The sequence below is a fragment of the Vibrio sp. 10N.261.55.A7 genome, assembly GCF_002877365.1.
GTDB lineage: Bacteria > Pseudomonadota > Gammaproteobacteria > Enterobacterales > Vibrionaceae > Vibrio.
The window spans coordinates 1-4094 of record NZ_MCWZ01000189.1; the positions used below are offsets into that span (position 1 = coordinate 1).

Annotated in this window: 4 protein-coding genes; 1 reads left to right on the top strand and 3 read right to left on the bottom strand. The window is 43.1% G+C overall.

Annotation, left to right across the window (positions count from 1 at the left end; translation table 11 throughout):
* Window positions 1–20: 20 nt before the first annotated feature.
* Window positions 21–902, bottom strand: coding sequence for a mechanosensitive ion channel family protein (locus tag BCU12_RS10185; RefSeq protein ID WP_102404194.1), 882 nt, complete (start codon window positions 900–902; stop codon window positions 21–23).
* Window positions 903–1092: 190 nt separating this feature from the next.
* On the opposite strand from BCU12_RS10185, the gene BCU12_RS10190 reads away from it, so the two are divergent.
* Complete coding sequence (locus BCU12_RS10190) at window positions 1093–2127, top strand: hypothetical protein (RefSeq protein ID WP_241909799.1); 1035 nt, start codon at window positions 1093–1095, stop codon at window positions 2125–2127.
* Window positions 2128–2230: 103 nt separating this feature from the next.
* On the opposite strand, the gene BCU12_RS10195 is transcribed toward BCU12_RS10190, so the two are convergent.
* Both BCU12_RS10195 and BCU12_RS10200 read right to left on the bottom strand, forming a co-directional pair.
* Window positions 2231–3088, bottom strand: coding sequence for an ion transporter (locus BCU12_RS10195; RefSeq protein WP_102404195.1), 858 nt, complete (start codon window positions 3086–3088; stop codon window positions 2231–2233).
* Between the two features lie 327 nt (window positions 3089–3415).
* The coding region (locus tag BCU12_RS10200) for a serine hydrolase (RefSeq protein WP_157939872.1) at window positions 3416–4094 on the bottom strand (679 nt) is incomplete at its 5' end.

Genomic DNA, 4094 nt, shown 5'->3' on the forward strand with positions numbered 1-4094 from the left:
TTATTAAACTTATCATTCCGTTAATGACTAGCTTGAGTGTCAGCCTCTGTTACATCGGTCGATGTGCTCTCACCAAACCGTAAGTGGTAGTCTTCCATGAAGTCTTTTCTAATATGCTGTTCTAGGTGGGAAGCTTGTTCCGTTGGGCAGAAAATCATGAAGTGAACCGACTGCTCACCTGTCGGTAAACTGGTAATGTGAATGTGCGGCTCAGAGCCTGGTAAGTCGACGCCTGCGTGTTTTTCTATCACGATGTTGTAACGGCGTGCGACTTCAATGAATTCTTCGCAGTGTTCATCAATCTTCAAGATCAACCCATCGAGCATTGGGTAGAGATTCACAAAGTCTTTCACCACAATTTCAAAGCTGTGGTAAACGTAGCGCTTCATAAAGTTGAGGTTTTTCACTGGATAAGTGAAGAACATACTGTTGGGCAGTGTGGCCGTTTTTCCGGTGTAGTGATATTGCCCGTGATACAAATCTATTTCTTGAATCACAGTGGCCATCAAGTTGTGCTCAATGACTTCACCGCTAATCTTTCCAACTTCTATCCAGTCGCCGATACGAAAAGAACGCGAGCTCGCACGTTGAATTGAGCCCGTGAAACAGAGGATGATCTCTTTTGACGCGACAACTATCGCCACGGCTATCGCAGTAACCGACAATGCAAACTCGGCGATCTCTGACTGCCAAAGCATGAAGATGGAAATGACTAGAACACCGAACGCACCATTTTTGGTTCGAGACATCCACTTACGCTGATCTTCTGATAAAAACAGTTCTTCTCCGCGAATACCTGACAATACCAGGCGACGAACCAAGATGATGAACAGGAAGATCAACGCACTGGTCAAGCCTTTGTATTGCTCTAAAAAATCAATCACAAGGTAAAGCTTTTCCACCCTCTACTCCTTATTAAAGGTAAAACTCATCACGCTAATAATAGCGAACTCAATCACGCTCCGACTAGAGAGAATCGTCATCGACGGACAAATATTTGAGGTTCAAACAACGTTTTGAAATTAACAATTCATTAGCCTAATGAATACTGCTACAGTTATCAATATAAGTAGTTGTTAAACGGTTTATTCTTTGGTTTTCACACGCTCTATTATCGCTGTATGTTTTACTGCCCTTTTATCTTCTATCACGTTGGCTGAAGAGCTAATAGCGGACTCTGAAGATGAAAAAAGCACTTCTAGTCACTCTAACCAACAGAATAACAACAAGCAAAACGATCACTCCTCAAACGAGACGCCAGCGCAAACACCGGCAGAGGCATGCAATAGTAACCAAGGCGGTGAACGTGTAATTGATCGAACCTTCGATTATCTCAATACCCGTTTTTGCCAACCTGCCGTTTGGTTTGATAACTTCTTTGTTGATGAACGAACAGACGGGGATGCCAAAGCGGGAACGATCATCCGTTGGTACAACGATTTTTCTCTGGTCGAAAATGAAGGTTATCAATTTAAGACTCGTTTCAAAGCGCGTTTTCACCTACCAGAGGTGACCCGGCGCCTTAAAGTCGTCTTTGAAACAGACGATGAAGATGACGTATTTGATCTGTTTCCCACCTCAACAGAAAATGCGGAGAGCACGCTTGGGCTGCAGTACGATTGGATTCAAAAAGCACGGCAAAGCTTTAACATTAAAATTACGGCTAAACCGGGTATTGAAGGGCGTTTTCGGTACACCTACCCCATTTCTGTCGACACCACCGCGACGATCGTGCAGCGTATTTATCAAAAGAAACGAGTCACGGGTGAAAAAACAGAAATCGATATCGACCATTCCATTAACAAAGAATTTCTGTTTCGTTGGTCAAACTTCGCCACTTATGAAGATGACATAAAAGGTTGGGAGCTGGGGAGTGGCTTCACTTTGTACCAATTCATCTCTGATCATCAGGCCATGAGTTACCAAGCCAGCACAACGGGCACGAATCGGCCTTATCACTACATAAGCAATACCCACCTTTCGGCGACGTACAGACAAAGCTTTTTTCGCCCATGGTTATTCCTTGAGCTGACCCCAGAATACAACTGGTTTAAAGAAGAGGATATTGAACGTTATCAAGAAGCCAAGTTTACGCTTCGTTTAGAAGTTCTCTTCCAAAATATCTAAAGTGTGAACCATGAAAAAGACCCGTCACATACGGGCCTTTGTTATCGTCTACCCTCTAGATAAGGGTTACGCTTAGAGTGACTCGGATTTGGCGATCAACGTTTTACTCACTCTTTTGAGTCGTTTGCTGTTTCAACATTTGCTTGATTTCGTCGAGTTCTTGCTTGAGTTCCATCATGGTAGGCTCGTTTTGGGCTTCACCCTCTTCTCTCGCGATATTTTGACGTTCCTGCTCTAAGACATTCACCACAATACCTATTACCATGTTTAGAAACGCAAAGGCCGTGAAGAAAATGAATGACAAGAAATAGATCCATGAAAGCGGATAGTGATCCATGGTTTCGTACATCACGCTTGTCCAACTCTCAAACGTCATGACGCGGAATAGGGTTAACATACTGATGGAGATATCACCCCAAAGTACTGGGTTGATCGACGCATAAAACGTAGAGCCAACTGCCGCATAAATATAGAAGATGATGAACATCAGCAGCATGACATAACTGAGTTGAGGCAGCGCTTTCACCAATGAGTTAATCAGCAGCCTCAGCTCAGGAATGATTGACACCATTCTGAGTACACGGAAGATACGAACCAATCGGCCAAGTACCGCCATTTCACTGTCTTGAATTGGGATCAAACTGACCACGACAATTAAGGTGTCAAAGATATTCCAAAAATTATTGAAGAAACGTTTCTTATTCGGCTCACCAACAAAACGTATCGATATTTCAACCAAAAAGATAAGGGTAATACCCCAGTCGAGTACCTTGAGTAAACTCACTAAACTTGGCGGCATGTCGTAGGTGTTTGCCCCTATCATCAACGCAGAAAAAACGATGATGGAAATGACAAACCATTCAAATACTTTGTTGTTTCTTAAACGATAGAACCGCTCTTGCAAGCTTCGATGTCCTTGAGTCATGAGCTGCTTATCAACGGATTTTTCCAAATCGGTCATAGATGTTTCTTTTTCCTAATGAGATTGTTTGAGCTGACTGGTTACCCTGAGATAACTTAACGGCTTCTTTGAGCCTTATTTTTGACGAGAGACTATATCAAATTGTGATGTTCGTCGATGCGAGAATAATGTTAAAAAGTATTGAAAGCCCGAATCCAAAATGTCGAACTATGCATTGGCTCGGCTTTCACTCTGAATTTTATGATGGTTAAGTTCTAGAGATGAACCATTGAAGCGGTAATAGGCTCGCGCAGAACCCGATTAGATTTGTAACTAAACGGATCGCAATATAGTGTCTATATATTGCGACCTCGATATGGCCAATGTTTACTTTTGAGCCCTCAATTCTTTAATGATTTTCATCGCTCTCTCACGAGACTCGCTGAATTTCTCAGGCTCAGCATTAACAGCCCAATCTTGGTACATCGCAACCACAACGCCTGTTTCCATATCGCTAAAGGCTATTTGCCCGAATGAACCACTTGAGTACAACACGTTATCTCCAGCAATAAAGTAGGTTTGAGATCCGTAGCTCACACCAGGCATCAGCTGCGCTGCGATTTCATTGGTTGTTGTGATCTGATTTTTGTTCGCATCAAGCACAGACCCATAATAGCTTTTCGGTGCTTTACCTTGTGCGATCCATTGGTGGAACAGCGCGTAGTCACGTGTTGTTAGACTGATACCATAAGAAGGCGACGCATTTCCTTCATTCGTGATCGCAATAGACCCTGAATGATTAGCACCAAAATCACTGCTTAACTCAGAAAGTAACGTGCTGAATTTTTTACCTGACACTTTTTCAGATATCAACGCCAGAGTATCGGTATTCTTGTCACTATAATTCCACGCCTCACCGGGTTCTGCAGATTTTACTGCGTCTTTAATCGCTTGAGTATGACCGATTGATTTACCCGCTTTAAGGCCTATCTCTATTTCCCATTGATAGCCATTGCTGCCTGGCGTATGGAAATCGAGTAAAGTGGAAGCACCGCTTGCCATATCC

Excerpts from the sequence above, each read along its gene's own strand:
- BCU12_RS10195 (WP_102404195.1), bottom strand. The coding sequence starts at position 3,088 with ATGACCGATTTGGAAAAATCCGTTGATAAGCAGCTCATGACTCAAGGA.